General features: G+C 40.3%; 26 protein-coding genes, 1 tRNA gene and 1 pseudogene. 7 read left to right on the plus strand and 21 right to left on the minus strand.

The window, feature by feature from the left end:
- Positions 1 to 34: 34 nt before the first annotated feature.
- The gene (locus HMPREF1321_RS10655; RefSeq protein ID WP_009422599.1) at positions 35 to 223 is read left to right on the plus strand and encodes a type II toxin-antitoxin system HicA family toxin; all 189 of its coding nucleotides are present in this window, start codon (positions 35 to 37) and stop codon (positions 221 to 223) included.
- Between the two features lie 9 nt (positions 224 to 232).
- Entirely contained in the window at positions 233 to 634 is a 402-nt protein-coding gene (locus HMPREF1321_RS10660; RefSeq protein ID WP_009411287.1) for a helix-turn-helix domain-containing protein, read from the plus strand.
- 86 nt (positions 635 to 720) lie between these two features.
- Here HMPREF1321_RS10660 and HMPREF1321_RS10665 read toward each other — a convergent pair.
- The 5 genes from HMPREF1321_RS10665 to HMPREF1321_RS10685 form a co-directional block, all read right to left on the minus strand.
- Positions 721 to 794: transfer RNA gene (locus tag HMPREF1321_RS10665), tRNA-Arg, on the minus strand.
- Positions 795 to 813: 19 nt separating this feature from the next.
- The gene (locus HMPREF1321_RS10670) at positions 814 to 1263 is read right to left on the minus strand and encodes a GatB/YqeY domain-containing protein (RefSeq protein ID WP_009422564.1); all 450 of its coding nucleotides are present in this window, start codon (positions 1261 to 1263) and stop codon (positions 814 to 816) included.
- Between the two features lie 68 nt (positions 1264 to 1331).
- On the minus strand, positions 1332 to 1898 hold the full coding sequence (gldD, locus tag HMPREF1321_RS10675) for a gliding motility lipoprotein GldD (protein ID WP_002675426.1): 567 nt from the start codon (positions 1896 to 1898) through the stop codon (positions 1332 to 1334).
- A gap of 81 nt (positions 1899 to 1979) precedes the next feature.
- Complete coding sequence (locus HMPREF1321_RS10680) at positions 1980 to 2282, minus strand: hypothetical protein (protein WP_009422562.1); 303 nt, start codon at positions 2280 to 2282, stop codon at positions 1980 to 1982.
- Positions 2283 to 2333: 51 nt separating this feature from the next.
- Positions 2334 to 3023 carry a ComF family protein gene (locus HMPREF1321_RS10685; RefSeq protein WP_009422600.1) on the minus strand — a complete coding sequence of 230 codons (690 nt, stop codon included), beginning with the start codon at positions 3021 to 3023 and terminating at the stop codon, positions 2334 to 2336.
- A 632-nt stretch (positions 3024 to 3655) separates the two neighbouring features.
- On the opposite strand from HMPREF1321_RS10685, the gene HMPREF1321_RS10690 reads away from it, so the two are divergent.
- The 3 genes from HMPREF1321_RS10690 to HMPREF1321_RS10700 are packed head-to-tail and all read left to right on the plus strand — an operon-like array spanning position 3656 to position 6876.
- Positions 3656 to 5206: a glycine--tRNA ligase gene (locus HMPREF1321_RS10690; protein ID WP_009422591.1), complete on the plus strand. Its 1551-nt coding sequence runs from the start codon at positions 3656 to 3658 to the stop codon at positions 5204 to 5206.
- Positions 5207 to 5224: 18 nt separating this feature from the next.
- Positions 5225 to 5827 (plus strand): PAS domain-containing protein, encoded by a 603-nt coding sequence (locus HMPREF1321_RS10695; protein ID WP_009422567.1) that lies wholly within the window; start codon positions 5225 to 5227, stop codon positions 5825 to 5827.
- On the plus strand, positions 5824 to 6876 hold the full coding sequence (locus HMPREF1321_RS10700) for a phosphatase PAP2 family protein (protein ID WP_009422566.1): 1053 nt from the start codon (positions 5824 to 5826) through the stop codon (positions 6874 to 6876). The genes HMPREF1321_RS10695 and HMPREF1321_RS10700 overlap by 4 nt, the downstream gene beginning before the upstream one ends.
- A gap of 6 nt (positions 6877 to 6882) precedes the next feature.
- Here HMPREF1321_RS10700 and HMPREF1321_RS10705 read toward each other — a convergent pair whose 3' ends face one another.
- From HMPREF1321_RS10705 to HMPREF1321_RS10715, 3 genes are read right to left on the minus strand one after another with little or no spacing between them, the layout of a single operon-like run.
- Positions 6883 to 7323, minus strand: coding sequence for a deoxycytidylate deaminase (locus tag HMPREF1321_RS10705; protein ID WP_002675416.1), 441 nt, complete (start codon positions 7321 to 7323; stop codon positions 6883 to 6885).
- On the minus strand, positions 7286 to 8212 hold the full coding sequence (locus tag HMPREF1321_RS10710; RefSeq protein ID WP_009422580.1) for a bifunctional riboflavin kinase/FAD synthetase: 927 nt from the start codon (positions 8210 to 8212) through the stop codon (positions 7286 to 7288). Before HMPREF1321_RS10710 ends, HMPREF1321_RS10705 begins: the two co-directional genes overlap by 38 nt.
- Positions 8209 to 9981, minus strand: coding sequence for an AMP-dependent synthetase/ligase (locus tag HMPREF1321_RS10715; protein ID WP_009422584.1), 1773 nt, complete (start codon positions 9979 to 9981; stop codon positions 8209 to 8211). The genes HMPREF1321_RS10710 and HMPREF1321_RS10715 overlap by 4 nt, the downstream gene beginning before the upstream one ends.
- Before the next feature lie 430 nt (positions 9982 to 10411).
- Between HMPREF1321_RS10715 and HMPREF1321_RS10720 the strand changes: the two genes are divergently transcribed.
- Positions 10412 to 10771: a DUF6567 family protein gene (locus HMPREF1321_RS10720; protein WP_009422626.1), complete on the plus strand. Its 360-nt coding sequence runs from the start codon at positions 10412 to 10414 to the stop codon at positions 10769 to 10771.
- A gap of 492 nt (positions 10772 to 11263) precedes the next feature.
- Here the strand turns inward: HMPREF1321_RS10720 and glmS are convergent, their stop codons facing one another.
- From glmS to HMPREF1321_RS10770, 10 genes and pseudogenes are all read right to left on the minus strand, one after another.
- Complete coding sequence (gene glmS, locus HMPREF1321_RS10725) at positions 11264 to 13105, minus strand: glutamine--fructose-6-phosphate transaminase (isomerizing) (RefSeq protein WP_009422616.1); 1842 nt, start codon at positions 13103 to 13105, stop codon at positions 11264 to 11266.
- A gap of 29 nt (positions 13106 to 13134) precedes the next feature.
- On the minus strand, positions 13135 to 13587 hold the full coding sequence (gene coaD, locus HMPREF1321_RS10730; protein WP_009422586.1) for a pantetheine-phosphate adenylyltransferase: 453 nt from the start codon (positions 13585 to 13587) through the stop codon (positions 13135 to 13137).
- 17 nt (positions 13588 to 13604) lie between these two features.
- Positions 13605 to 14582 (minus strand): D-alanine--D-alanine ligase, encoded by a 978-nt coding sequence (locus tag HMPREF1321_RS10735; RefSeq protein ID WP_009422633.1) that lies wholly within the window; start codon positions 14580 to 14582, stop codon positions 13605 to 13607.
- Positions 14583 to 14596: 14 nt separating this feature from the next.
- Positions 14597 to 15901: a ribosome biogenesis GTPase Der gene (gene der / locus HMPREF1321_RS10740; protein ID WP_009417649.1), complete on the minus strand. Its 1305-nt coding sequence runs from the start codon at positions 15899 to 15901 to the stop codon at positions 14597 to 14599.
- Positions 15902 to 15960: 59 nt separating this feature from the next.
- A complete protein-coding gene (locus tag HMPREF1321_RS10745; protein WP_034576073.1) occupies positions 15961 to 16884 on the minus strand; it encodes a DUF4300 family protein in 924 nt (307 codons plus the stop codon).
- A 4-nt stretch (positions 16885 to 16888) separates the two neighbouring features.
- Positions 16889 to 17434, minus strand: a complete 546-nt coding sequence (fic, locus tag HMPREF1321_RS10750) for a protein adenylyltransferase Fic (protein ID WP_009422619.1) — start codon at positions 17432 to 17434, stop codon at positions 16889 to 16891.
- Positions 17435 to 17436: 2 nt separating this feature from the next.
- Positions 17437 to 17964, minus strand: a complete 528-nt coding sequence (locus HMPREF1321_RS10755) for a GNAT family N-acetyltransferase (protein WP_009422553.1) — start codon at positions 17962 to 17964, stop codon at positions 17437 to 17439.
- An 89-nt stretch (positions 17965 to 18053) separates the two neighbouring features.
- Positions 18054 to 20522 (minus strand): M1 family metallopeptidase, encoded by a 2469-nt coding sequence (locus tag HMPREF1321_RS10760; RefSeq protein WP_009422558.1) that lies wholly within the window; start codon positions 20520 to 20522, stop codon positions 18054 to 18056.
- Between the two features lie 99 nt (positions 20523 to 20621).
- Positions 20622 to 20810: a hypothetical protein gene (locus tag HMPREF1321_RS12290; RefSeq protein WP_316928007.1), complete on the minus strand. Its 189-nt coding sequence runs from the start codon at positions 20808 to 20810 to the stop codon at positions 20622 to 20624.
- Positions 20787 to 21199 (minus strand): annotated as a pseudogene (locus HMPREF1321_RS10770) (carboxypeptidase-like regulatory domain-containing protein); the annotation flags it as partial. The pseudogene HMPREF1321_RS10770 and the gene HMPREF1321_RS12290, both read right to left, overlap by 24 nt.
- A gap of 867 nt (positions 21200 to 22066) precedes the next feature.
- Between HMPREF1321_RS10770 and HMPREF1321_RS10775 the strand changes: the two are divergent.
- Entirely contained in the window at positions 22067 to 23041 is a 975-nt protein-coding gene (locus HMPREF1321_RS10775; protein ID WP_009411264.1) for a lytic transglycosylase domain-containing protein, read from the plus strand.
- A 16-nt stretch (positions 23042 to 23057) separates the two neighbouring features.
- Here the strand turns inward: HMPREF1321_RS10775 and murI are convergent, their stop codons facing one another.
- From murI to HMPREF1321_RS10790, 3 genes are all read right to left on the minus strand, one after another.
- Positions 23058 to 23867, minus strand: a complete 810-nt coding sequence (murI, locus tag HMPREF1321_RS10780) for a glutamate racemase (protein ID WP_009422555.1) — start codon at positions 23865 to 23867, stop codon at positions 23058 to 23060.
- Positions 23868 to 23969: 102 nt separating this feature from the next.
- On the minus strand, positions 23970 to 24503 hold the full coding sequence (locus HMPREF1321_RS10785) for an OmpH family outer membrane protein (protein WP_016479699.1): 534 nt from the start codon (positions 24501 to 24503) through the stop codon (positions 23970 to 23972).
- A gap of 30 nt (positions 24504 to 24533) precedes the next feature.
- Positions 24534 to 25628: an OmpH family outer membrane protein gene (locus HMPREF1321_RS10790; protein ID WP_009422630.1), complete on the minus strand. Its 1095-nt coding sequence runs from the start codon at positions 25626 to 25628 to the stop codon at positions 24534 to 24536.
- Positions 25629 to 25695 lie beyond the last annotated feature (67 nt).

A 25695-nucleotide genomic window follows, 5' to 3' on the forward strand; every position in this document is an offset into this window, starting at 1 on the left:
TATCTTTGCCACACCAATTTAAGTAATGAAATAAATGAAGTATTCTGAATTACACAAAAAACTACGTGAAGCAGGTTGTTATATAGTAAGGCAAGGAGGTAATCACCCCATTTGGTTTAGTCCTCTCACTAATAAAGAATTCCCAACCAGTAGACACGAAAGTCAAGAAGTAAAAGCAGGTACTTTAAATAGCATTCTTAAATTAGCTGGTCTTAAAAAATAAACAGAAGATATGAAAGTAAAAGCAATTATAGAAAGAGGTAACGATGGCTCTTATGGCATCTATTTAGATGATGATAATTTAAATTTTGGAATCATAGGAGAAGGTAATACAGTAGCCGAGGCTAAAGATGACTTTTTGTTATGTCGTGATGAGATGAAAGAGTATTACGATGAAATAGGTAAAGAGTTCCCCGATTTAGAATTCATATATCAATATGACACCGCATCTTTCTTAGAATATTACAGCAAAATTATTTCATTAGCAGGATTAGAACGTCTTACTGGAGTAAATCAAGGGCAACTAAGCCACTATCTCACAGGCAAACGTAAACCTAGCGCCAAAACTACTCAAAAAATACAACGCCATTTGCACGCTTTTGGTAAAGAATTACAGCATTTAGAGTTTGCTTAATATACTGTCTCACATTACACTCTCGTCACTCCACAGAGCACAACCAAAAAAGCAGGTTGCTAATTAGCAACCTGCTTTTTTTCCCGTGACCGCAAGAGGAGTCGAACCTCCAACCTTCAGAACCGGAATCTGATATTCTATCCAGTTGAACTATGCGGCCTTTTGTAAACTATATATTACTAAGACAATAATCTCTTTACAATCTCCGAAATGAGCTTGCCATCAGCTTTGCCTGCCAATTGTTTAGTGGCTACACCCATTACCTTGCCCATATCCTTAGGCGTAGTAGCGCCCACTTGGTTAATAATTCCTCTCAGAGCAGTTTCTACTTCTGCTTCACTGAGTTGAGCCGGTAAGAACTTCTCTATCACCGCCATTTGGGCTAATTCAGGCTCAGCTAAGTCATTCCTATCTTGCTGTGTGTACAAAGCCGCACTGTCCTTGCGCTGTTTTACTAATTTCTGTAACAGTTTAAGTTCATCAGCTTCCGAAAGTTCTTCGGCAGCCCCTGCTTCTGTTTTGGCTAACAAAATAGCCGATTTAATAGCTCTCAACGATTCTAATGCCACTGTGTCCTTAGCTTTCATCGCTTCTTTGAGTGCCTCCATTACTTTAGTTTGTAAACTCATAATTTTTCGGTGTTTTGTGGGGCAAAAGTAATGCTATATTTGTAAACTGCCAACTTTTACCTCTATTTTTATTTCCAACGGAGGCTTTCCATTATCCTCCTCACATCTTTTTCTAAATAATTACTCGCAGGTTGTACCGAATCGTAATTAGGAACCACCCTAAAATACACCGAACCTGATATAAAATGACGCACACTATCGGTAGCGTAAAACTGTGCTTGCGAAGCTGCATTGCCATACACTTGATAAAACATACCGTACACTTTGGTCGTATCGTTCATAAATACTGTCGAAGCAATATTATCTGCCTTAATCGTATGGTCATAAGTAAACTTTTGTGCATCACTCAGCAACTGACGAATATTGCCATTCACATTTTTATAAGTGAGATAAACCGTAGCCTTCATCGCAGGATATTCTATATTAACATCACACGAATGGGGTTTGTACTTCAATTCCGATAGCGTATTTACCTCAAAAGTAAACGGACAATTAGGCAATTCGGTTACTTTCTGATACGATGCTTGCGGGTATTCCAATCGCAATACTCCCTTAGGCTTAGGCAATATATCAGTACCACAAGCTACTAACAATAGCACTACACTGCTCAACAGACTATAAATAAGTTTTTTCATACATCACACTAATACCAAAAAACCTCAGCCACTTATGCTAAGGTTTTTCAGTGTAAAAAAGTTTTTATAATGGGTGAAAAATTATTCTACAGGTTTTTCTTCTGCTTTCACTTCTTTTTTCTCACCACCTTTTTCGTGGCAAGACTTTTTGCCATCTTTCTTACCGTCTTTTTTGCAACAAGATTTCTTTTTGCCATCTTTATTGCACTCTTTTTTCTCGCCGTCTTTATCGCAAGATTTCTTCACTTTCACTCCTCCGTTACCATCTTGGTCTACGATAAGGCTTTTAGCGATTTGATTTACATTAAGGGTCATAGCCCCTAAATTAGTACTAAATGCAAACATTACAAATGCTGCAACAATTAATTTAAAAGTGTTCTTCATACAATTTTATATTTAGTTATTAATTTTCTATTTATCAATATATTTCCATTCTTATCCCAACATCGCATACCCCATTGTAGCAACGCCTATTTCCACATTGGGTACGGTTTTCAGTAGCTCATAACAGTTTGTGAGCGTAGCTCCTGTGGTCACCACATCATCTACCAAAAGCACCTTCTTGCCTTCTATTCTATGAGTGTTTTGAAGAGAAAATATATGTTCACTCTCCTTCAAACGTCGCCACACTACCTTTCGGGTTTGCGTAGTATTAGCTTCAATTTTCACCAATACATCATCTATATAATCAAGGTGTAACACTGTGGCAAGTGTCCTGCCAAACAAGGCTACTTGGTTGTATCCTCGCTTGCGTTCTTTGCTTTTGTGCAAAGGCACAGGCAACACCACCTCAGCCTGCTGAAATAGGGGCGCATTCTTTATCTTTTCACCGAGCCATTGTCCTAACCACTCCCCTATCTGCTCATCTCCTTTATACTTTAAAGAATGTATCAAATGTTGTGCCATATTATCCTTTTTAAAGTAAAATAATGCAGTAGCCGCAAACACTTCGCACTCTTCTGTCAGTCGCTGGGTAAACAAATTTTCCGCCTGCAAATGAAAGTTCGTTTCTTCCAACTTTTCTCTACAATTTACACACAAAAATTGCTCACCTATAACCAATAATTTTCCACAACCTCTGCAATAAGCAGGTGATAACACCGAAAGTATATCCGATAAAATCATAATTCTTTTAGCGAATAGGTCGTTAATAGCTTCCTCTTAAATCCACCTTCTCTCCTTCCGCTCCTCGTTCATTGTTCGTTCATTGTTCGTCTTATTTTTCCGTTACTACACTCCCTCTCCTTGGGAGTAGTCTCCGAATAGGAAACTATGTGATTGAGGAGAGGATTTTTTATTCGTCTTTTGTTCATTATCTGCCCGTGCGGCTCGCACCTGTCCGTGCCTTGCACCGTTGTTTATTCGTTTATATGTATGAACTTTGCCAAAGTTTCAAATCTTTGGCAAAGTTGAAATCCAGTAATAACCTTCTTTTTATCTCTGCCTTAGCTTCAACTTTCCTTCTACTTAGGTTCGTTGTTCCTTCGTTCATCGTTCGTCTTTTGTTCGTTGTAGAGCCACTGTAGACCCACTGTAGACCCACTGTAGACCCACTCTTCGTCCATCTATCCTATAAGCTTTGTATAATCCTCTCCCAATTTCACTATTAACCATTAATCATTAACCACTAACCATTAATCTAATTTTTTTCGGCAAATATACTCCTTTTTCCAAAAAATAATAGTATCTTTGTCGAATTATTTTCAATCTCAAACAAACTTTAATCTATATTTTATAACTGAAAATCAATTGAATATATGGTAAATACAGACGATCAATTCAAAAAAGTTGTTGCTCACGCCAAAGAATATGGCTTTATTTTCCCATCTAGTGAAATCTACGACGGACTCGGTGCCGTATACGATTATGGGCAAAATGGCGTTGAACTAAAAAAGAATATCCGCGAATATTGGTGGCGCGCAATGGTGCAAATGAACGAGAACATTGTGGGTATCGATGCTGCTATCTTTATGCACCCTACTACGTGGAAGGCTTCTGGGCACGTCGATGCTTTCAACGACCCTCTTATCGATAACAAAGACTCTAAAAAACGCTACCGCGCCGATGTGCTCGTAGAAGATTACGTCGCCAAACTCGACGATAAGATTGAAAAAGAAATCGCTAAAGCTCAAAAACGCTTCGGCGATGCTTTCGACCGCGAGCAGTTTATAACTACCAATCCTCGTGTGTTAGAATACAAAAAACGTGGCGAAGAAATATTACACCGCTTGGGTAAATCGCTTGAGAAAGAAGACCTCGCCGATGTAAAAGCTCTTATCGAAGAACTCGAAATTGCCGACCCCGAAACAGGTTCTCGCAACTGGACAGATGTAAAACAGTTCAACCTAATGTTCGGTACCAAAATAGGCGCCTCTGCCGATGCTTCTATGGATTTATACCTACGTCCCGAAACCGCTCAGGGTATTTTCGTAAACTTCCTAAACGTGCAAAAATCCGGACGTATGAAAATTCCTTTTGGTATCGCCCAAACGGGTAAAGCCTTCCGCAACGAGATTGTGGCACGTCAGTTTATTTTCCGTATGCGCGAGTTCGAACAAATGGAAATGCAATTCTTTATCAAACCAGGTACCCAACAACAATGGTATGAGTACTGGAAAGAAACCCGCCTCAAATGGCACCTGTCCTTAGGAATGGGAGAGGAAAACTATCGCTACCACCCACACGAAAAGCTTGCCCACTACGCCGATGCCGCTTGCGATATCGAGTTCCGTTTTCCTTTTGGTTTCAAAGAATTAGAAGGTATCCACTCTCGTACTAATTTCGACCTCGGTAACCACGAAAAGTATTCAGGCAAAAAAATGCAATACTTCGACCCCGAAGAAAACAAGAGCTATACTCCTTACGTACTCGAAACCTCTATCGGGCTCGACCGTATGTTCCTTGCAGTGTTCTCCAACTCATTGCAAGAAGAAGCCTTAGAAGGAGGTGACACTCGCACCGTATTGCGTTTACCTTTTGTGTTAGCACCTACCAAAGTAGCCGTATTGCCATTGCTCAAAAAAGACGGACTTCCAGAAGTCGCCGAGCAAATAGTAAACGAGCTAAAATACGATTTCAATGTAGCTTACGACGAAAAAGATGCAGTAGGTCGCCGTTATCGCCGTCAAGATGCCGTAGGTACACCTTTCTGCGTAACCGTCGATCACCAAACTTTGGAAGACAACACCGTTACTTTGCGCCACCGCGACACTATGGAGCAAGTGCGCATTGCCATTCCCGAATTGCGCAACACTATTGCCAAAGAAGTGGATATGCGCAATTGGCTGCACAAATTAGATACGAAGTAAGAGATAAGAGGTAAGAAAATGACTGAAACTCCAACAATCAAACGTCCCGTGCCCATAGACGAAGAAGTGTTGTGGGATAAAACCACTACCCTGATGAGTCGTACCAACAAGCACGGACATATAATGGAAACCAATAAGGCATTTCAGAAAGTATCAGGCTATACTGAGGCTGAGTTGTATGACCAGCCTCATAGCCTTATCCGCCACCCCGATATGCCCAAAGTAGTTTTCAAAATACTGTGGGAAAACCTCAAAGGGCATAATAATTTCCACGCTATCATCAAGAACCTCTCTAAAAGCGGGTGCTATTATTGGGTGATTACTAATTTTGAAATAGTACGCAATGAGCAAGATGAGATTACTGCTTTTGTATCACACCGCAAAGCATTGCCTAAAGCACTCATCAGCGAGCATATAGTCCCTTTGTACGAACGTCTTTTAAAGATAGAAAAAGCCAATGGTTTGGAAGTAAGTGAACGCTATTTCAACGGCTTTTTAGAAGACCGTAAAACTACCTACGATGCTTTCATTCGCCAATTGCTCAAAGAAAATGCTGAAGAAATCAAAGCCTTCTATAACAACGAAAACACTGATAGTTTTTTGAATGATTTGATACAATGAAATACCTTTTATTACTCTTCCTTATTATTTTCCCCCTCTCCCCTGCCCTTTCGCAGGAAACTGATTCTATTCCTGAAAGTGTATTGGATAGTTTATTTGATAATTTGGAAAAAGGAGGTCTGGAAATGGTTAATACTAATTATTGTTCATTTAACAGAAGCTACAAAATCAATAAGCACCTCACTTATGAGTACAAAAAACCGCGCTTTGTAGATATCTTCAACAAGATACCGCGTAATATAGGAAAATCGGCGGTGGAGATGGTGTCTAAACCAAATTACCCTTACGGATTGGCGGCTATTGGTGCTACTGCGGCACTTATTCCTGCCGACCCTTGGCTCATTAGAGAAAGTAGAAGTTTGGGTGAAAATTTAGAACTAAATGAAGCACATACTTATAAGAAGTTAGGCTTTTTAAAAATCGTTCCCGCCGATGTAAACTCAGCAATGTACTTTATTGGCAATGGTACGACTTTTATCATCATCAGTGGGGGAATGGCTACTTATGGTCTTATCACAGGTGATTATCGTGCCAAAAGTACTGCTATGCAGATATTGGAAAGCATCATCGTATCGGGTGTTTTTGTACAACCCATCAAGCGACTCACAGGGCGCGAGAGTCCGTTTATAACGGCAGACGACGGGCGTTGGCACAGTCAGTGGACGTTTGCTCCCAGCTTTAAAGCTTACCAAGAGGATACCCCTATGTATGACGCTATGCCCTCTGGACACCTGACTACTGCAATGTCGGCACTCACAGTGATTGCCGAAAACTACCCCGACTACAAATGGATAAAGCCCGTAGGTTACACAGCCTTAGGTTTAATGTGCTACGAAATGATGCAAAGTAAAGTACACTGGGCTTCCGATTACCCTATTGCCCTATTTGTGGGCTATATCACCGGTAAAACGATTGCTAACAGACGCATCACCAAAATAAGAAAAGAGGAAACTTTTTTAGTTAATAAAGTAAAATATAGTTGGGAATTCTGTACCTCCAACACTTGGGAAGGATATCAGCTACTTGGAGTAAATATTAAATTTAAGTAAAGAAGATTATTCACTTACCTCTTCTAAATGAACGACTTCTACACCTGCTTTTTCGAGAAAAGCTAACCCTTCGTTATCGCGATAGCCTTCCTTATACACTACGCGCTTAATCCCCGATTGGTAGATGAGCTTACTGCACTCTTTGCAAGGTGACATTGTGATATAGAGCGTTGCTCCTTCCGACGATTGGGTAGACGAAGCGACTTTCATTATCGCATTGGCTTCGGCGTGAAGTACATACCAATGGGTATTGCCTTCCTCATCTTCACAACAGTTATCAAAACCAGTGGGCGTACCATTATAACCGTCAGAAATAATCATACGGTCTTTTACTATTATAGCTCCTACTTGCTTTCGCTGTGAATAAGACAATTTTGCCCATTCCATCGCCATACGCATATAAGCTTTGTCATAACGCAATTGCTTTTCTCGCTGTTGTTTCGTCATCTTGTAATTGTTTTTTAAGAAGTGCTACCGAAGAGAACTTTCGTTCTTCACGTAGGTATTTTACAAAATATATTGTGAGTTCACGGTTGTAAAGGTCGCCGTTGAAGTCAAAGAAATACACCTCGATAGACGCTCCTTTTCCTTCGATAGTAGGATTCTTACCAATGCTCATCATTCCATATACTTTCTGTCCGCCAATATAGCTATATACCACATATACGCCATCTTTGGGAATGAGTTTGTAGTCTTTGGTTACTTGTATATTAGCCGTAGGGTAGCCTAAGGTACGCCCCAATTTGAGTCCGTGTACCACCGTGCCTGTAAGGCTGTAAGGAGTCCCGAGGTAATGCTCAGCAGTGATAACGTCGCCTTTATTCAACGCTTCTCTTATCTTGGTGGAACTCACCGATACTTCATCTACTTCTTGCACCGATATTTCTTCTACAGCAAAGCCATACTTTTCGCCAAATAAACGCATATCGCTTATATTTGCGGTACGATTGCGCCCAAAACGATGGTCGTAACCAATAATCACCTTTTTCACGTTGAGGTGCTGTACCAAAATAGTACTTACGAACTCCTCGGCAGTAAGTTGAGCAAAAGCCTCATTAAAAGGTTGCACCACGAGCAAATCGACGCCTAATTGCTGGAGTAGTTGCTTTTTCTCTTCCAAAGTATGAATAAGTTTCAAACTTTTGTCGTGTTGCACTACCATTCGCGGATGCGGAAAGAAAGTGAATATTGTTGCTAAAAGTCCTTCTTGGCGAGCTGTTGTTACTACCCTTTCAATGATTTTCTGATGTCCCAAATGCACACCATCGAAGGTGCCTATGGTGAGCACCGTAGGTTGCTGGGTAGTAAAAGTAGTAATATCGGTTATTTCTCTCACTTATTGTAGAACTTATTGTAAATATCTATATACTTTTCTTTAATCACACGTCGTTTGAGCTTGAGAGTAGGAGTGAGATGACCACCGTCTATCGTCCATTCATCGGGGGTGAAATCAAAAAGTTTTACTTGTTCCCACTTGCCTAAATGATTGTTTACCTTTTCTACCTCTTTAGCAATACGGTCGTGAACGGCTTGGTTTTGTATAATTTCTTCGTTGGTCTTTCCTAATTTCACTTTATGACGGCGTGCCCATTCTTTTACAAACGGGAAATTGAGCTGAATAATAGCAGCTGGCATCTTTTCACCTTCACCTACTACCATTACATTCTCGATGAAACGAGAGAGTTTCAACTGGTTTTCTATCAGCTGAGGTGATACGTACTTACCGCCTGAAGTTTTGAAGATTTCCTTCTTGCGGTCGGTGATTTTAAGGAAGCCATCAGCATCAAGCTCACCTATATCGCCTGTGTGGAAGAAACCTTCAGTGATGTTTTGATCTGTTTGCTCGGGGTCTTTATAGTAGCCCAACATTACATTCTCGCCTTTCACAAGTATTTCACCGTCTTCGGCGATTTTTACATCTATATTCACAATAGGTTTCCCTACGGTACCTATTTTCCAAAATCTACCCGATTCACGGTTCACAGCAATTACGGGAGCGGTTTCGGTAAGACCATAACCTTCCATAATTTTCAGCCCTGCGGCAGAGAACACCTTAGCCAAACGCGGTGATAGGGCAGCACTACCTGAGACAATCATCTGTATGCGTCCTCCTAAGGCTTCACGCCATTTACTAAAAATGAGTTTGCGTGCAATTTTCAGTTTGAACTGATACCAAGCGCCATTAGCACCATAAGGTTCGTACTGAAAGCCCAAATTGAGTGCCCAAAAGAAGAGTTTGCGTTTAATGCCTTTAAGTTCTGCCCCTTTTGCGAAGATTTTGTCGTAAATCTTCTCTATGAGCCGGGGTACTACTGTAATGATATGCGGTTTTACCTCACGCAAGTTATCACTGATTTTATCGAGAGATTCGGCAAAATAAATGCTTAGACAATCGTACTGATACAAATAGGTGAGCATACGCTCAAACACGTGACACACAGGCAAAAAGCTGAGAGCTGTAGAGCCTTCGCTAATAGGCAAACGGTCTTGACAGTTCAGTATGTTAGAAATGATATTCCAGTGAGAGAGCATTACCCCTTTTGGACGGCTGGTAGTGCCCGAAGTGTAGATGATAGTCGCCAAATCGTCTTTCTGTATGCTTTCTTTGCGTGCTTCCACTTCTGCTTGATTGCTCTCATCGGCGCCTAAATCGAGGATTTCTTGCCAATGGTGGGCATAAGGTACATCGTTGAAGGTAAAAATAGTTTTTAGATGAGGCAATTTATCTTGGATAGAAGAGATTTTCTCCCATAGTTCTTTATCGGAAACGACACAGTATTTACATTCCGAATGATTGAGGATATACTCGAAATCCTCTAAGTTGATAGTGGGATAGATAGGTACATTCTGTGCGCCTACTTGTAAAATCCCGATGTCGAGCACGTGCCATTCGGTGCGATTAGTGCTTGAAATGACCGCTATTTTATCATTTTTTTCAATGCCTAAGCGCAATAAGCCTCGGCTTACGGTATTCACTTTTTGGATATATTCAGCGGTAGAGGTTTTTGCCCACTCACCGTTGTATTTGGTAGCAAAAGCGACCTCTAAAGGGTGTTTAGATTGTTGATAATAAGGTATATCGAATAAACGATTTACGGTATTCATTGGTTTAAATTTTTGTTACAGAGGGCAAAAGTAATAAATAATTACAAAATACGAAATACGAATGACGAAAAAAGGGAAAAACTTTATTTTTCTGGAAAAAAATTGTCTTTTATCATTTGTAATTTACAATTAATTCATACTTTTGCACCAAATAAAAACAATTGAGATATAGAAGAATAGAAAAATACACATAAGATTTAAAGAGAAAGTTGTTAATATTCCTTTTAAAAAGAATCTGGTAAATTCAATAGAAACAGAGGTGAATTAACAAATGGTTTCTCGCCCCATAAGGGCGTGAACTGTTTTTGTTACATACCTGTTTCGGGCATACCAGAGCCTTTTTAAAGTGTGAACAAAACATTCACGCTTTTTTTATGCTCTAAAAGTTGCCCTTACTCATATCGTAACATCAAAATTAAATCAATAACAAATGAAAAAAATCGTATTATTCAGTGTTTTAGCACTACTGTTAGTAAGTTGTGGTGTAACAAGAGAGTTATCACACAATGTAAACAACCATACTACTCAAGTGGTACTGGCTAAAAATAACTTTAAAGTAGTAGAACACGTTAAAGGAGAAGCTTCTAATCAATATTTTCTATTGATTATAGGAGGTGGGAAACGTGCTTTGGTGGAAAAAGCAAGAGCTAAAATGCTTCAAAAAGCCAATTTGGTAGGCTCTTCAAGAGCCGTTATCAATGAAACCGTTGAGTCACATTGGATTTTTATATGGGTAGGAATCCAATATACAGTAACTGTTTCAGCTGACGTAATCGAATTTACTGAATAGTAAAACACAAAAAAGAAGCTGTTCAAAAAGTCTTATTTTTATAGGGGCGTTTACAAGCGCCCCTATAAATGTGATATCAATGAGATTGACTATCAATGATTCCAACTTTGAAAAAGCCATAGCACAACAGGGCGTGAGCTATACGGGGAACGGAAACTTTAGCAAGGTATAACGGCAGTAAGATGAACGAAGAGTGGGTCTACAGTGGCTCTACAGTGGCTCTACAGTGGGTCTACAACGAACAAAAGACGAACCTAAATAGGAAGTAAGTTAAAGCTAAGATAGAACTAAAAAGAAGGTAGTTAAGGGATTTCTATTTTGGTAAGGGTCGTAGCGCGAAGAGCGAACAGAAACTTTGGCAAGGTATATAGTACAAAAGCAAATAAAAAAGAGAATTTTGTTATATCGAGCTCACTTCAAACAAAAAAAGAGTCAACTTGTAAGTATACAAATTGACTCTTTTTTTAATTGAGAAATTGGGAAATTACCAAATTATTCTACGGTTACTGATTTAGCTAAATTACGAGGTTGATCGACATTGCAACCGCGCTTGATAGCGATATAATAAGACAGCAACTGCAAAGGTACTGAGGCTAAAATAGGGGTAAGCGCCTCACTGATTTCGGGTATCTCAATCACGTGGTTTGCTAAGCCCGCCATTTGGGTATCGCCTTCGGTTACTACGGCTATAATTTTACCTTTGCGTGCCTTTATCTCTTGTGCATTGGAAACTACCTTATCATAATGTCCTTTAGACGGTGCGATGAATATCACCGGCATATTCTCATCGATAAGGGCGATAGGTCCGTGTTTCATCTCGGCAGCTGGATAGCCTTCGGCGTGAATATAGGATATTTCTTTGAGTTTTAAAGCCCCTTCCAAAGCGGTAGGGAAGTTAAAACCACGACCTAAATACAAGCAATTGGTAGCTGTTTTATAGCTTTCGGCTATCTCGGCTATCTTGTGATCGACTGTTTTGATAGTGGTTTCAAGCAACTGTGGCACACGTTCTAATTCCTTGCAAAGACGGTGATAGGTTTCCGTACTGAGGGTACCCTTTTTATGTCCTAAATGCAAAGCAATAAGGGTAAGCACCGTGAGCTGGGTGGTAAAGGCTTTGGTAGAAGCTACCCCTATTTCAGGACCTGCGTGAGTGTAAGTACCTGAATGGGTGATACGCGCAATTGATGAACCTACCACATTGCAAATACCGTAGATAAAAGCTCCTTTTTCTTTTGCTAATTTGAGGGCTGCTAAGGTATCGGCGGTCTCGCCTGATTGTGAAATAGCAATGACGATATCCCCCTTATTGATAATAGGGTTGCGATAACGGAACTCTGAGGCGTACTCTACCTCCACAGGAATACGCGCGTATTCTTCTAACAGATATTCACCTACCAAGCCTGCGTGCCACGAAGTCCCACACGCTACAATAACGATGCGTTTGGCATTGAGGAAGGTCTCTAAATGATTATCTATTCCTGATAGTTTGGTAGTATGGTTGGGCAAGAGGCGACCGCGCATCGTGTCTTGGATAGACTTAGGCTGCTCGTAGATTTCTTTGAGCATAAAATGGTCGTATCCGCCTTTTTCTATTGCTTCGAGGTTGAGTTTGAGTTGTTGTACAAACGGACTCACCTGCTCATTACTGCCTATTTTAATCACTCTCAACGGTTTGTTGAGGTGAATGGTAGCCATTTCGCCATCTTCTAAATACACAGCATTTTGGGTATACTCTATAAAAGGAGAGGCATCGGAAGCGATGAAAAACTCGCCATCACCTACCCCTATTACCAACGGACTACCCAAGCGGGCTACTACTATTTCCTCAGGATTGCTTTCCTCCATTACTGCAATGGCAAAAGCGCCAACTACCTCATTGAGGGCATAGCGCACGGCAGTCTCTAAATTGACGTTTTCTTTTTCTTTGAAGTATTCGATGAAGTTTACTAATACCTCGGTATCAGTATCAGAATGAAATACAAATCCCTCTTTGATGAGGTTTTGCTTGATACTTTCGTAATTCTCAATAATTCCGTTGTGTACAATGGCTATTTTGCCAGAATTAGAGCGGTGAGGATGCGAATTAATATCGTTAGGCACTCCGTGAGTAGCCCAACGGGTATGTCCCATACCGCAGCCATAAGTAGGAACATTTTCTCCTGCCTTGGCTACCAAATCGGATACTTTGCCTTTGGTTTTTTCTCCGTAAAAACTCTCAGCGTTTAAGATAAAACCTGCACTGTCATATCCGCGATACTCTAAGCGTTTTAAACCATCAATCACGATGGGAAAGGCGGCGCGTTTGCCTAAATAACCTACAATTCCACACATATTTTTAAGTTCTTTTATTATTTATTAATTTATACTCTTACACTTTCGGGCACTAATACGGTATAATCACCGTGATTGCGAATAACATCGCGCACAATAGACGATGATATAAACGAAGTACGCGCTGCCGTAAGTAAAAAGACAGTTTCTATTTGAGATAATTTGCGGTTAGTATGTGCAATAGCTTTCTCAAACTCAAAGTCGGCTGGGTTACGCAAACCTCTGAGAATAAATTGCGCATCGATTTCTTTGCAAAAGTCTACTGTGAGCCCTTGATAGGTAGTAACTTTTACTTTGGGTTCATCGGCAAAAGCTTTTTCGATAAACTCTTTGCGTTGTTCTACCGTAAACATATAGTTTTTGTCGCTATTGATACCTATGGCAACCACAATTTCATCGAATAGGTCTAAAGCACGAGTAATAATATCGTAATGACCTAAGGTAATGGGGTCGAACGACCCTGGAAATAAAGCTCTTTTCAATGATTAACGATTAATGGTTAGTGATTTAATACTCGTTCTATTTCGCTTTCGAATAATTCTTCAAGGCTGATACCTGCTACTTTAGCTTGTTGAGGCAGTAAACTAGCTTCTGAAAGCCCTGGTGTAGTATTCATTTCGAGCAAGTAAGGTGTATCACCTACGATGATGAACTCACTTCGGCTGAAGCCTTCCATTTTCAACAATCGGTATACGCGTTCCGCCAAAGCGTTGATTTTGGCAGTCATTTCGGCAGAAAGGCGCGCAGGGGTAATTTCTTGCGACTTGCCGTTATACTTGGCATCATAATCGAAGAAATCATTTTCGGATACTATCTCAGTCATTGGGAGAACTTTTATTTCACCGCGATAGTTGATTACACCGATAGAGATTTCAGTACCTTTCAAGAAACTTTCGATGAGGATTTCGTCGTCTACTTCAAAGGCTTTGTCTATATACATAGGCAGTTGAGCCTCTTCATATACTTTATACACTCCAAAACTACTCCCTGATTTATTAGCCTTCACAAAGCAAGGCAAGCCTACTTTGGCTACAATATCAGCAGTGTTGTAGTCTTCACCTTTGTTGAGATAGTAAGAAGGGGCTGAAAGAATGCCAAAAGGTTTGAGTACCGATAGCATATCACGCTTGTTGAATGTAAGAGCCGAAGCATACATACTGCATCCTGTGAGTGGTAAGCCAATCAAATTGAAATAGGCTTGCAAATAACCGTCTTCACCAGGGGTGCCGTGAATGGCATTGAAAACAGCATCAAAAGTAATTTTACGTCCGTTTACTGTTACCGAGAAGTCGTTTTTATCAATAGGGTGTTCGTTGTTTTGAGTATCTACATACACCCATTTATCGCGGTCGATACGTACGGGGTAAGGTACATATTTATTTTGATTGAGGTGTTTGGCTACTACTGTAGCACTCTTTAAAGAAACGGGAGCTTCATTAGAGTAACCTCCCATTATGATTGCTATATTCTTTTTCATTTTTTTCAATAGTATTACTTCTGACGGAAATACACATCAATAGGTACCCCGTTAAAATCAAAGTTCTCACGGAGTTTGTTTTCTATAAAACGTCGATAAGGGTCTCTTACGTACTGTGGCAAATTAGCAAAGAAAGCAAACTGTGGCATAGGTGTAGGCAACTGGGTACAGAATTTTATCTTGATGTATTTTCCTTTGATAGCAGGAGGGGGATAATTCTCAATAATAGGCAACATCACCTCGTTGAGTTTGCGAGTAGGGATACGCTTAGTGCGATTGTTGTAGACTGCTACCGCAGTTTCTATGGCTTTGTAGATACGTTGCTTATTCAATGCCGATACAAACAAGATAGGCACATCGGTGAAAGGTTCTATTTCTTTGCGGATAGAAGCTTCGTACTGTTTAGCCGTGTTGTTTTCCTTCTCTACCAAATCCCATTTGTTTACCAATATCACTATGCCTTTGCGATTGCGTTGTGCGAGCCAGAAAATATTGGCATCTTGGCTTTCAAAACCACGTGTAGCATCAATCATCAAAATGCACACATCGGAGTGTTCAATAGCGCGAATAGAACGCATTACTGAGTAGAACTCTAAGTCCTCTTTCACTTTGGCTTTACGACGGATACCTGCAGTATCAACTAAGTTAAACTCAAATCCAAAGCGGTTATATTTAGTGTCAATCGCATCGCGTGTAGTGCCTGCAATATCAGTAACAATATAGCGGTCTTCGCCTATAAGAGCATTGATAAAAGATGATTTACCCGCATTAGGTCTCCCTACTACGGCAAAACGCGGTAAGGTATTTTCTTCTTGTTGTTCTTTTACTGGTAAGAGCGCTACCAAGTCGTCTAACAATTCACCCGTACCGCTACCATTTACACTTGATAGGGCGTAGAGATGTTCAAAACCTAAGGCATAAAACTCGTGCATATCGTTGCGACGGTTGTTGCTATCTACTTTGTTTACCGCTACTAATATCGGTTTACGGCATTTGCGCAACAACTCAGCCACCGATTCGTCCATACCGGTAAGTCCTTCTTCTACGTTTACCATAAAGATAATCGCATCGGCTTCGTCTATGGCTAAGGCAACTTGTTTGTTGATTTCTTTCTCGAAAGAATCGTCACCTCCCGCTAAGTAACCACCTGTATCAATAACTGAAAAAGAGACCCCGTTCCAGTCGGTTTTACCATAATGGCGATCACGTGTTACGCCACTTACAGCGTCCACTATAGCCTCACGGCGTTTTATCAAACGGTTAAAAAAAGTGGATTTACCTACATTCGGTCGTCCCACAATGGCTACTATAGCACTCATAATACACCTACTTATTTTTTGCAAAGATAGAAATTAATTGACAAATGACAATTATCTTCTTACAATCGCTGTTCTTTTTTATATGGATTGGGGCGATATCCGTCCATTAAAGCATCGTTTTCCATTATAAACGGAATGGCATTGGGTTGCTCCCATTCTACATCATATCGGTTCATTAAGTAATCACTGAGCTGGGTGCGATTCTCTAGTTTTATTACCTGATAGGGTTCTTGAAAAGCGAGTTTTTCGATAAAGAGCAGCTTGCCGTCAAAAGGTACTAGTACCCCTACGTGTCCTACAAAAAGAGTGTTCTCCTCTGGGGTGATTTGGGAATGGAAGACTGCCGAAATAAGCGATGCCTTAGTAGGGTCGTTTTTATAACGGAAATTGATACCGCGTTCTTTCCACGCTTGTTGCATCGCCTGCAAATGAATGTTTACATCTTTGGTATTAGTAGTGGGCACCTCAGTAAAGAGGGTAAAAAAGTTATTTTCTTCCTCAGGGGTAAAGAACTTCTTAGGGGTATTATGCAAGGACTCACGGTCTATAAAAAGCACCTCATCTTCCTCTTTGCTAGCAAACTTTTTATTTGTGGGGAAAGCAATTAAATCACGCAAGAGGGTGAAAGAGGTAAGACGACAGTTATAACCTTGAAACATAGGGTATTTAGCCGTCCAAATGCTTTGTATAGCAACCTCATCATACTTAGGTAGCAAGCTGTCAATAGTAACAAATCCTTTGGGTACTAAGCCTGCTTTATCGCCTACTGTTTGGTTGAAAAGGGCTACACTCTCCAAAAAAGAGGCTACATTTTGCTCAGCTATTCCCGCTGCTGTAAGGGCTTTTTGCACTTCATCTTGGGTAGCGGTATCTACTAAATTAGAATAAGTGAGAGTAACTGCTATTTTTTCAGTTGTTGCTTTCTTCTGCTGGCAAGAAATTGCTACCAAAGAAAGAATAGTTATCAATAGAAGTCTTTTCATTGTTTTAGTCATTACTTTCATAATAATAAGATTGTTCTATACCTTTAAAAATTACTTCACGGTCGTTTACTTTATCAGTAAGGGCAGGTTGCAACAAAAAGCGCAATTCCAAATCGTTGATAGGACTACGCTCCATTGCTTGGAGGTAAGGAGCTTTATCTATCTGTTGCCAATTCACTACTTTGCCTAAGCGTTTTTTGAGTATCAAGTCGAGCCATATACGAGTAGCACGTCCATTGCCTTCCATAAAAGGGTGGGCAATATTCATCTCTACGTATTTGGCTACAATTTCTTCAAAAGTATTTTCAGGCATTTGGTCTATTACGGGTAGGATAGCGTGCAAAAACATCGCATTGGCAAACTTAAAACCGCTCTTGTTGATGTTTAGCCGACGTATCTCACCCGCAAAATCGTAAAGCCCCTCAAAAAGATAGCGATGTATCTCGCATAATCCTTTAGTGGTACCTACTTCTATCTGCTCTATAGTTCCACTCTCAAAAAGACGATAGGCATTTTGCAAACTTTGTGCGTCGATTTCTTGAGTATTCATCTTCAATTTTCTCTGTTTAATGTATATATCAAACTTGTATGCCTCTCTCCTACAAGCGGGAACAAGAAATCTTCAAGGGTATGATGGTAACGGAAGCCACATTTTTCAAGTACTCGCTGTGAGGCAATATTTTCCTCGTATGCGCCTGCCCATAGCTGGGTAAGGTGCAACTCTTCAAAAGCATATTGCAGTACCCTTAGGGTAGCTTCAGTAACATAACCCTTACCCCAAAAGTCTTCTCCAAGCCAATAGCCTATTTCAGCTTCATTTTCGCTTACAGGAAGATTGCTCTCTCCTTGTAAAAGCAAGCCTATACTTCCTATGGGAATGTTGTTTGCTAAACAAATAGCAAAACTATGAGGCTTGCTAAGGACAACCTCGATAATCTCTCGGCTCTCCTCCACACTTTTGTGAGGTAACCAACCGCACCTCTTGCCTATAATAGGATTATGCGCTTGTGCGTATAAGGCTTCGGCATCTGTTATTTTCCAAGGACGAAGCAAAAGGCGTGTTGTGTGAAGTGCTTCCATAAACTTAAATATTTTACAAATAGACTTTGCCAAAGGTGCGAGCCGCACGGGCAAATAACTTGGCAAAGTCTATCATTAACCACTAACCACTACTTAAACATTTCTTTAATCTCTTCCAACATCTTAATCTGTTTCTTTACCGATTCAGTTTGGTTTAAGCCGCGTTTGATAGTAATACCTTCGCCTAAAACATTTTTAAGCATCTCCTTAGCAGCAGGGTTCTCCATATCTTTAGCGATTTCTTTGAGTGATTCAGCCAATAGCTCCACGTGTGAAGTATTGTCTAAGTGCATTGCCCACTCATAGCCTTTTTTGAAGTTGACAGCTGTTTCAGGATTGTCCTTTTCAAAGAAAGGATAGTATATAAAATAAGGAAGTATCGCAGGGAGATACTGCTCCATTTGGTTGTCTACAATTACTCCTGATAATCCCGCTAATTGGTCGGTATCAAAGTCTTTAACATTTCCTTTTTCAAGTATACTCTTAGCGCGTACGGGATCTGTACGAGCTATCCCGTTGATAGCAGCATTCTTGATAGCCCCCGAAGGAGTTTCAAGGTATTTTTCAAATAAAGAAACGTATTTGTTTTTGTATTTTGAGGTAGCTAATACCCATATCGCTGCCGATTTAGCTAAGTTCTCAGGGTCAGAAGACGCAATCTTTTCTACCATTGCCATTTCTTTGGCATTGAGTTCATAACTAGCGAGTTTTTGCAATGCTTGTATACGCACTTGGAAAAAGGGGTCTTTAAGAGCAGCGAGCAAAATATCTTTGCCGTCAGGAGCCATTGGCGCACTTACCGCTTGCATTCTGCTCTTGAGCGATTTAGCGCGTTGCATTTGGTACAAATACTCTGCCCACGTTTTATGGTATTGCTCATCTATCAGCACCACACCTTCAGGGTTGATATCTATCAGCTCTGGGGCTTTCTTCATTGCGAAAGTAAAAGTATTTTCTTTACGAGCATCTACCCAAACACTATGACGCTCTGCCTTGCCATTTCTGTAAATATCTATATCCAACGGAAACTGAAACAAGAGGTCTTCGCTTTGTGTTTGAATGATTTTTAAGGTCAATTTACCATTGCTAAACGTCTTTTCTACATTCACCACAGGGTTACCATTGCCAAAGTACCATTGGTTAAAGAACCAGTTCAAGTCTTTACCGCTCACTTTTTCTAACGAAAGACGTAATTGGTGAGCTTCCCCCGTGCCGTATTCATTCGTTTTGAGGTAATCGGTAAGCCCTGCAAAAAAAGCCTCATCACCAAGATAATTGCGCAACATATGCAAGATAGCCCCGCCTTTGTTGTAAGATACCAAATCGAACATATCCTCACGTGAATCATAGCCAAAGCGCACCAAATCTTTTGCAAAATCATTGACGCGGTGTTGGTATTGAAGGGTGTTATTGCTAAGGTGGTATTCTGCGGCATCTTTGCCGTATTTGTGTAGCAACCACAAGTATTCGCTATAGTTGGCAAACGACTCGTTTACGGTGAGATTCGACCAGCTTTCGGTAGTTACCAAATCACCAAACCAGTGGTGTGCCAATTCGTGTGCGATAATAGGCTCCCAATAGTTTTGGTCAGCCAAAGCTTCTGCGCTCTGATAAGCACTCTCGGCGTGGCTTACAGCCGTAGTGTTTTCCATTGCTCCACTCACAAAGTCGCGCACTACCATTTGGGCGTATTTAGCCCACGGATAGTCATAGCCAAAACGCTCAGAGAAGAACGTAATCATCTCGGAAGTATTTCCAAATATCTGTTTTGCAACAGGCTCGTATTCCTTTTCTACATAGTATTCAATAGGCACCTTACCGCGCCAAGGCGTATCTTTTACTACGGCAAACTCTCCTGCCCCCATAAAGAAAAGATAAGGTGCGTGAGGCTTGTCCATCACCCAATAGTCGGTGCGCATATTGCCTTTCTTATCACTGCTTTTTAGCACCCCGTTAGAGAGGGTAACAAAGCTATCGGGCACTGTCATTTCTATTTCTTGAGTAGTCTTTTGGTTGGGCTTGTCGATGGTAGGAAACCAGCACGAAGAGCCTTCTGTTTCACCCTGCGTCCATACTTGGCGCATAGGCTTGTCGGCTTCTCCGTTGGGGTTGATAAAGTAAAGCCCTTTGGCGTCAGTAATCGCACGACTGCCCTTATCGGTTACCTTTTCAGGCTGTGCCGTATAGCGAATGTACACGGTATAGGTCTCCCCTTTTTGGTAAGTTTTGTTGAGTTTTATTCTCAACATATCGTTCTTATAGCTATAAGAAAGAGGCTGTTGCTTGCCGTTCTGCTGCAAAGCCACCTTGTGGATAAGCATAGCCTTTGCATCGAGGATAAGGCTATCGGTAGCATAGAAAAAAGGAGAAGCAGTAAGCCATTCTTCGCCGTTGAGTGTTTGGTTAGTGAAGTTAAAATCTACCTTCAATTTCGTGTGCTTTAAGGCAGTTTTCTTCTCAGGAGTAGCACGATAGAGGCTTCGCCCCGAAGTATCCGTCTGTGCAAAAGTGTAGCCCGAAAGTAACAGGGCAATAATAGTAAAAAGTGTTTTTTTCATTAGCTTATTTTATTGACTTGAAAAATATATTTCCAAGAGATAATTTCAAATGCAAAGATATAGCTTTTTGCCATTATAGCGAAATAAAACACCAAAAAATCACAAACGTTGTACTTCTTCCAGTTCATTTACGTGTGCCTCTTTAGCTTTTCCAAATTGGTAAGTGAAGTTCAGTTTAAGCTGTCGGCTTTCGCTATTGCCGTAAGCATAAAGGTCTAAGTTAGGCAAATGGCTCTCGCTGTCCCAACGTTGAGTGTGGAAAATATCGGTAGGACTTTCGTAGCGCAAGCCATTTTGTAGGCGCTCACTGCCGTAATCCATTGCGTAATGCCCCAACTGATGATTATAACCCAAACGCAAAATACCCTTCTTCACGCTGTGTTGCAATTGGAGTTCTGTGTTCTGTCGCAGATTCCACCAATACGACACAGATAATCACCCGTACTTTCAATATAAATGCGCAACTTACGAGGAGGAGAAGTAAAGCTAAAGAGTCCGTTAGCTCCCGTAAGAGGTTCGCTTACAATAAGGTTCGTATCAGCATCTAATACTTTAATAGCTACTTTGGGAATTCCCTCAAGCGAAGCGTTATGGACGAAGCCTTTTACAGTGTATTGTGCTTGAGCAGAAAGAGTAAGCTCACAAAAAAGAGCAAGAAAGAAAATAAAACTTTTCATTAAAATATTGTTTATGGCGAATAATAGTGCAAATGTAAAATAAAAAACACACTCCATAAAAAGAATTAACTTATTTTATTGTTTTACTTTAACAAAGTTTCACATTCGTCCTTCGTCCCTCATCATTCGCCATTTCTCCTCTTTTCCCTCGCCACACTCCCTCTTTTCTGTCATACTCCCTCCTATTACCTATGCCCTAAGACTCTACACCACCCCATTTTCTCATTTTCAAATTTGCTAATTCTCTAATTTCTCTTCCCCTTTTTCCGTCCCTACATTCCCCCTTTGGAGGAAGTCCGCGAGAGCTAGGTATGTGTAAAAGGGGGAGGTTTCTTTTGACTTTCCGTCATACTCCCCCTAGTACCTATGGCCTAAGGCCTATCACCTCTTCCTCTTTCTTTCGCCTCGAAACCCCGTTTTTACCGCTTTTAGCCTTGTTGTATTATATTATGAACCAACTATTTACATACCCTTTCTATACCAATCGTCCAAGATTCGTATAAGCTTCCTATAAGCTCTCTATAAGCTACCTCCACCCTCCTTACACCCTTTTTTCACCAAAAATCCTTCCTCTCCTCTTCCGAACCTTTCCGTTTTCTTCCGAAAGTTTAGAACCTCTCTAAGATTCTCCAAAAACTCCGACGAACCTCTCTCCCCATTTCACAAGGCGTAGGCCTGATTTTGTTTAAAATTTGTTTAATTTCTGAGGCACAGCCTCATTCCTCTAACTCAAACTCGCACCTCATTTCCTCATTTGCTAATTTTCTAATTCTCCAATTCTCCAATTCTCTAATTCTCTCATTTCTAGCATTATTTGGTATTAAAGAATTATTTACTATCTTTGCCCCAATCTATACAAAAGAAAAAATGATGAAAAGAACGATACAATATTTGCTCACAGGTGGAGGAGTAGTTTTGCTCTCTGGTTTTTTGGTCAATGCAATGTCAGTTAAAAAAGAAGAAAACAATATCTACGAACAAGCAGAAGCCGAAGTAGCCCAGAACCCTCTTTCAGCTCAAGAAACTCATCATAAAAGCGATTTCTCTAATGATTACAGAGTTTTTGCCATCGATTTACCCGAAAAATTAGACTTTGCTGGCGAAAGAGTACCTTTGGAAGACCCCGATGTACACGAGCGCTTAGACCGAGAGCTTATCGTAAATACCTATTGGCAATCCAATACTTTGTTGGTGCTCAAGCGTGCTAATAAATACTTCCCTATCATCGAACCTATTCTCAAACGCAATAATATCCCCGATGATTTCAAATATTTAGCCATCATAGAAAGCGGACTCACCAATGCGGTATCACCCTCCGGTGCAAGTGGCTTTTGGCAACTTATGAAACCCGCCGCTCAAGAATACGGCTTAGAAGTAACCGACCAAGTAGATGAGCGTTATCACATAGAAAAAGCTACCCAAGCTGCCTGCGATTATTTAAACAAAGCCAAGCGTAGTACAGGTTCCTGGACAATGGCTGCCGCTGCTTATAATGCCGGTATCTCAGGAATGAATAAGCAAACTTCTTTTCAAGAAACTAATAATTATTATGATTTATGGCTAAGTTCCGAAACTTCACGCTATGTATTTCGTATTTTAGCCCTAAAAGAGATAATGAAGCACCCTAAGAAGTACGGCTTCATCTTCGAGAAGAAACATTTGTATAACGAACTGCCCACTTACAATGTAATGGTAGATTCTACCATTGAAAATCTCACCCAATTCGCCAAGAGCCAGAACATCACTTATAAAGACCTAAAACTATACAATCCTTGGCTACGCGATAAAAGGCTAGATAATATAGATGGTAAAGCGTATTATATCAGGATTCCCAAGAAATAGTTTTTAAAGATAGATATTAGAAAGTAGAAATTTTCAAGTGTTCGACATTCTTGGGCGCAAACTGTCGCAATACTTCTACCTTGCCATTAGCAAGCCAAAGGTGTTGTGCCTCTGTAGTAGCATCATCATTCAGTAAATGATATTGAGAAAGTATATTGCGCGTTTGTTTAGCTACCGCATACCCCGAATCTATTACCTTTATGTGTGGAGGAATGAGCCCTTGTATTTGTGGCAACAAATAAGGGTAATGAGTGCAACCTAAGACCAAATAATCAATCCCTTCGGCAACCATAGGTAAGAGGTATTTGCGTAGTAATAGCGTCATTTCAGGACTTTTTATACGTCCCGCTTCTATAAGGTCTACAAGCCCCTCCCCTACTTGCTCTATAATTTCCACTTGCTCTTCCTGTTTAAGGTGCTCACTGGTTTTAGCAAAAAGGTCGCTGGCAAGTGTACTACGGGTTGCTAATACCCCTATTTTCTTAGTAACACTCTGCAAACTCGCAGGTTTTATAGCAGGTTCTATTCCTATAAAAGGTACTTCTTTATATTTATTCCTCAAATACGATATAGCATTGGTAGTACCCGTATTACACGCTACTACTATAATTTTTGCATTATTTTCTAACAGAAAACGCGTATTGGCATCGCATAATGCAATGATTTCCTCCTTAGTTTTCTCACCATAAGGAGCATTTTTATTATCTGCTATAAATAGGGTATTCTCATTAGGCATTAGTGCGTTTACTTCTTTCCAGATAGTAGTCCCCCCTACTCCAGAGTCAAACAAACCAATAGGTGCTGTACGTGATGTTGAGTGAGTCATTTTAAAATAAGGTTCTTTTCAGTTGCAAAAATAAAAAAAAGTGTTCACTTAGCGAACACTTTTCATAAGAAAAAATATCTAATAATTTTAAAAACCTACGAACTAAAATCCTAAGTCCTTTTTAACTGTACTATAAAGGTCATCTCCTGTAGCTACAATCACGCTTGAGCCTGCACTTGAATCCAATACGTACTGAAGTCCTCTTTGCTTAGCAATTTTCTCAATAGAGCTTTTTACCTTTTTAAGCAATGGCTCTACCAATTCTTGTTGCTTTTTCTGTAAATTCTCAGCAGCAGTTTGTTGTGTTTTACGGATATTTTCTTCCATAGTTTTAATTTCCTCTGATTTTTTAAGGAATTCTGCTTCACGAGCTTTAAGTTGTGCCTCTGTAAGAGCAGCAGCTTCATTCTGATACTTTTGAGCCTTAGCTTGCAATTCTTTAATAGCTGCTTGAATATCGTTCATATATCCTTGCTCCATTTTCTTTAATTGTGACTCTATTGATTTTCTTTCAGGCATTTCTTCTAAAAGTTTTTGCACATCAATATGAGCGATTTTCACTTGTGCAGTAAGCATTGTAGTAGCTCCTAAGAATAGAGCCAATGCAATCATCAACGTTCTAATGTTTCTCATCATCTGTTTGTAATATTAGTTATTTAAAAATTTTTACTGATTTGTTGTAGGCGTTTGTGTTTTCGCCTCTTGTTGTTTTTTAAGGCGCTCGGCTTGTTCTTTTTCACGTTGCACCCTTTGCTCTTCAAGTTTCTTTTGGCGTTCTGCTATTTCCTTCTCACGCTGTTCTTTCTGTTCTTGTAACTTCTGTTGGCGTTCGGCTTGTTCTTTGTCCCGTTGTGCTTTTATAGAATCGCGCTGTTGTTGGAACTTCTGCTGACGCTCAGCTTGCTCTTTCTCGCGTTGTGCTTTAAGAGCATCGCGCTCTTGTTGGAATTTCTGTACACGTTCAGCTTGTTCTTTGTCCCGTTGTGCTTTTATAGAATCGCGCTGTTGTTGGAACTTCTGCTGACGCTCGGCTTGCTCTTTCTCGCGTTTTGCTTTGAGCTGTTCGCGCTGTTGCTTCATTTCTTCAGTTTTGCGCAAACGTTCTTGTTCGTACTGTACTCGGCGTTGCTCACGTGCTTTTTCAGCTTCTTTACGTTTCTTAACGCGTTCTTCTACAAACTCAAAATCATAGCTTTCTTTTAAGAGTTGAGCCATATCTTTGTTCCTATCTTCGGCATTGTCTTTCTTCTTCAAGGCACGAAGCACTACTTTACTCAAGTTATGTTGTTCATTAGAGAATAACATAGTGGCGTCACTCTTTTCAAAGATAAAGTCGTATTTACGCATCTTGCCTATCTCTTGCACTATATTGAACACTTGGTCTTGGATAGGCTTAGCAAGCATAAACTTTTGGGTGATATACTCTCCTTCCTTAGCATCAAACTTCTGCTGTTTATAGGCATTCAAGTTGTATTCTAACAGAGCTATTTCTTCTTCTTTATCTTTGATAAGCTCGGGAGTAAGTAAAGCTTTCTCAGCTTCTAACTTTTCTTTTTCAGCCTTTATCTTTTCTTGGCGCTTGGCTATTTCAGCCTCCCATTGCTCTACTTGTAAGGCAAACTGCTGGCTTGCTACTTTATAATCTTCGAGGTGTGATAGTATGTAATTCATATCCACATAGCCAATACGAGATGGCTTTTGTGCATAAGTAAAACAGGCACTACACAATAGTACTATAAATAACGCTTGTAGTTTGTTCATAACATTCATCAAATGTATATACTACTTTTTAGCCTTCTCTTTTCATAAAAGAAAATATCGTGCCAAA

The organism is Capnocytophaga sp. oral taxon 412 str. F0487, from assembly GCF_000271925.1.
In the GTDB taxonomy this organism is placed as follows: Bacteria; Bacteroidota; Bacteroidia; order Flavobacteriales; family Flavobacteriaceae; genus Capnocytophaga; species Capnocytophaga ochracea.

What these genes read in the sequence shown, in the direction of transcription:
- gldD (WP_002675426.1), bottom strand. Translation starts at nt 1,898, where the DNA reads ATGAAAAAACTTATTTATAGTCTGTTGAGCAGTGTAGTGCTATTGTTA.
- HMPREF1321_RS10790 (WP_009422630.1), bottom strand. Translation starts at nt 25,628, where the DNA reads ATGAACAAACTACAAGCGTTATTTATAGTACTATTGTGTAGTGCCTGT.
- HMPREF1321_RS10685 (WP_009422600.1), bottom strand. Translation starts at nt 3,023, where the DNA reads ATGATTTTATCGGATATACTTTCGGTGTTATCACCTGCTTATTGCAGA.
- HMPREF1321_RS10680 (WP_009422562.1), bottom strand. Translation starts at nt 2,282, where the DNA reads ATGAAGAACACTTTTAAATTAATTGTTGCAGCATTTGTAATGTTTGCA.
- HMPREF1321_RS10745 (WP_034576073.1), bottom strand. Translation starts at nt 16,884, where the DNA reads ATGAAAAGACTTCTATTGATAACTATTCTTTCTTTGGTAGCAATTTCT.
- HMPREF1321_RS10670 (WP_009422564.1), bottom strand. Translation starts at nt 1,263, where the DNA reads ATGAGTTTACAAACTAAAGTAATGGAGGCACTCAAAGAAGCGATGAAA.
- HMPREF1321_RS10760 (WP_009422558.1), bottom strand. Translation starts at nt 20,522, where the DNA reads ATGAAAAAAACACTTTTTACTATTATTGCCCTGTTACTTTCGGGCTAC.
- HMPREF1321_RS10775 (WP_009411264.1), top strand. Translation starts at nt 22,067, where the DNA reads ATGATGAAAAGAACGATACAATATTTGCTCACAGGTGGAGGAGTAGTT.
- murI (WP_009422555.1), bottom strand. Translation starts at nt 23,867, where the DNA reads ATGACTCACTCAACATCACGTACAGCACCTATTGGTTTGTTTGACTCT.
- glmS (WP_009422616.1), bottom strand. Translation starts at nt 13,105, where the DNA reads ATGTGTGGAATTGTAGGTTATTTAGGCAAACGCGCCGCCTTTCCCATC.
- HMPREF1321_RS10690 (WP_009422591.1), top strand. Translation starts at nt 3,656, where the DNA reads ATGGTAAATACAGACGATCAATTCAAAAAAGTTGTTGCTCACGCCAAA.
- HMPREF1321_RS10655 (WP_009422599.1), top strand. Translation starts at nt 35, where the DNA reads ATGAAGTATTCTGAATTACACAAAAAACTACGTGAAGCAGGTTGTTAT.
- HMPREF1321_RS10735 (WP_009422633.1), bottom strand. Translation starts at nt 14,582, where the DNA reads ATGAAAAAGAATATAGCAATCATAATGGGAGGTTACTCTAATGAAGCT.
- fic (WP_009422619.1), bottom strand. Translation starts at nt 17,434, where the DNA reads ATGAATACTCAAGAAATCGACGCACAAAGTTTGCAAAATGCCTATCGT.
- HMPREF1321_RS10700 (WP_009422566.1), top strand. Translation starts at nt 5,824, where the DNA reads ATGAAATACCTTTTATTACTCTTCCTTATTATTTTCCCCCTCTCCCCT.
- HMPREF1321_RS10785 (WP_016479699.1), bottom strand. Translation starts at nt 24,503, where the DNA reads ATGATGAGAAACATTAGAACGTTGATGATTGCATTGGCTCTATTCTTA.
- HMPREF1321_RS10720 (WP_009422626.1), top strand. Translation starts at nt 10,412, where the DNA reads ATGAAAAAAATCGTATTATTCAGTGTTTTAGCACTACTGTTAGTAAGT.
- HMPREF1321_RS10705 (WP_002675416.1), bottom strand. Translation starts at nt 7,323, where the DNA reads ATGACGAAACAACAGCGAGAAAAGCAATTGCGTTATGACAAAGCTTAT.
- HMPREF1321_RS10695 (WP_009422567.1), top strand. Translation starts at nt 5,225, where the DNA reads ATGACTGAAACTCCAACAATCAAACGTCCCGTGCCCATAGACGAAGAA.
- der (WP_009417649.1), bottom strand. Translation starts at nt 15,901, where the DNA reads ATGAGTGCTATAGTAGCCATTGTGGGACGACCGAATGTAGGTAAATCC.
- HMPREF1321_RS10660 (WP_009411287.1), top strand. Translation starts at nt 233, where the DNA reads ATGAAAGTAAAAGCAATTATAGAAAGAGGTAACGATGGCTCTTATGGC.
- HMPREF1321_RS10715 (WP_009422584.1), bottom strand. Translation starts at nt 9,981, where the DNA reads ATGAATACCGTAAATCGTTTATTCGATATACCTTATTATCAACAATCT.
- HMPREF1321_RS10755 (WP_009422553.1), bottom strand. Translation starts at nt 17,964, where the DNA reads ATGGAAGCACTTCACACAACACGCCTTTTGCTTCGTCCTTGGAAAATA.